General features: G+C 71.7%; 2 protein-coding genes. Both read left to right on the top strand.

The annotated features are described in order from the left end of the window. Positions 1-99: 99 nt before the first annotated feature. Positions 100-624, top strand: a complete 525-nt coding sequence (locus tag VXC91_RS45545; RefSeq protein WP_329513203.1) for a DUF309 domain-containing protein — start codon at positions 100-102, stop codon at positions 622-624. A 56-nt stretch (positions 625-680) separates the two neighbouring features. Beyond that, positions 681-1446 (top strand): precorrin-6A synthase (deacetylating) (gene cobF / locus VXC91_RS45550; protein WP_329513204.1); only part of this gene is annotated, 766 nt, incomplete at its 3' end.

Raw genomic sequence — 1446 nt, forward strand, 5'->3', positions numbered from 1 at the left:
GTGCGCCTCCCGCGGTGGCCCGCGTGATCGCGCGGACAGAACTTTACCCCACAGCAGGTACTGCCCCGAAGGGGCCGGGAGATGCGGGACAATCGGGGTATGAGTGACGCATCGGAAGCCCGGGCAGGCCGAGGGCGCGACCGGGACGCGGAGGGGCGGGCCCGCAGCGCCCGGCCGCGGGACGGACTCGGGCGGCCTCTGCCGTACGGCACTCAGGGGGTCGCGCGCCAGCCGGAGGGAGTCGTACGGACCCCGGACGACAGCGTCGCCGAAGCCCAGGCCCTCCTGGACGCCGGGAAGCCGTTCCACGCCCACGAGGTCTTCGAGGACGCCTGGAAGTCGGGGCCCGAGCGGGAGCGGACCCTGTGGCGCGGGCTCGCCCAGCTGGCGGTCGGGCTCACGCACGCGGCCCGCGGCAACGCGACCGGTGGCTCCCGGCTGCTGCGGCGCGGAGCGGCGGCCGTGGAGGAGTGGGCGGCACAGTCGGGACAGGGCCGACCGCACGGCATGGCACTGGCCGAACTCATCTCCTGGGCACGGGAGTTGGCCACAGTGGTCGAGCGGGGCACGGCCAAGGTGGACGCACGGACCTGGGCCCCCCGGCTGCGGGGCCGGCAGCCGTAGGGGGGCGTGACGGGGCCGTTCGGCAGGCCTTCGACGGCGTACGGCAGACTCGGGGGGTGCGAAAGATCTCTGTCATCGGCATCGGGGCGGGCGACCCCGACCAGCTGACCCTGCAGGCGGTCAGGGCGCTGAGGAGCACGGACGTGTTCTTCATCCTCGACAAGGGTGAGTTGAAGTCGGACCTGGTCCAGCTGCGCCGTGACATTCTCGAGGCACATGTGCCGGAGGGGACGTACCGCCTGGTCGAGGCTCGCGATCCGGAGCGCGACCGGTCCGCGGCAGGCGATGCCTACTTCCCCGCCGTCGGCGACTGGCGTTCGGCGCGTGCCGGGATCTACGAGCGGCTCCTCGTCGAGGAGCTGGGAGAGGACGAGACCGGCGCGTTCCTGGTGTGGGGCGATCCCGCGCTGTACGACAGCACGCTCGGCATCCTTCAGGAGATCCTGGACCGGGGCGAGGTCACGTTCTCGTACGACGTCGTGCCCGGCATCAGCAGTGTCTCGGCGCTCGTCGCCAAGCACCGCACGGGGCTCAACCGGGTGGCCCGGCCGGTGCAGATCACCACGGGTCGCCGGCTTGCGGAAGGGTTCCCGGAGGGGGTCGACGACGTGGTGGTGATGCTCGACGCCCACCAGACCTTCCGGCAGTACACCGACCAGGACATCGACATCTACTGGGGCGCGTACATCGGCACACCGGACGAGATCCTCGTCTCCGGACCCCTCGCCGAGACCGCGCAGGAGATCGAGCGCGTGCGCGCACAGGCGCGGGAGCGCAAGGGCTGGATCATGGACACGTATCTGCTGCGCAGGCATCCGCGAA

It is taken from the genome of Streptomyces chiangmaiensis (assembly GCF_036281785.1).
GTDB classification, from domain to species: Bacteria; Actinomycetota; Actinomycetes; order Streptomycetales; family Streptomycetaceae; genus Streptomyces; species Streptomyces chiangmaiensis.

Coding starts and splice junctions, on each gene's coding strand:
- VXC91_RS45545 (WP_329513203.1), top strand. CDS start 100: ATGAGTGACGCATCGGAAGCCCGGGCAGGCCGAGGGCGCGACCGGGAC.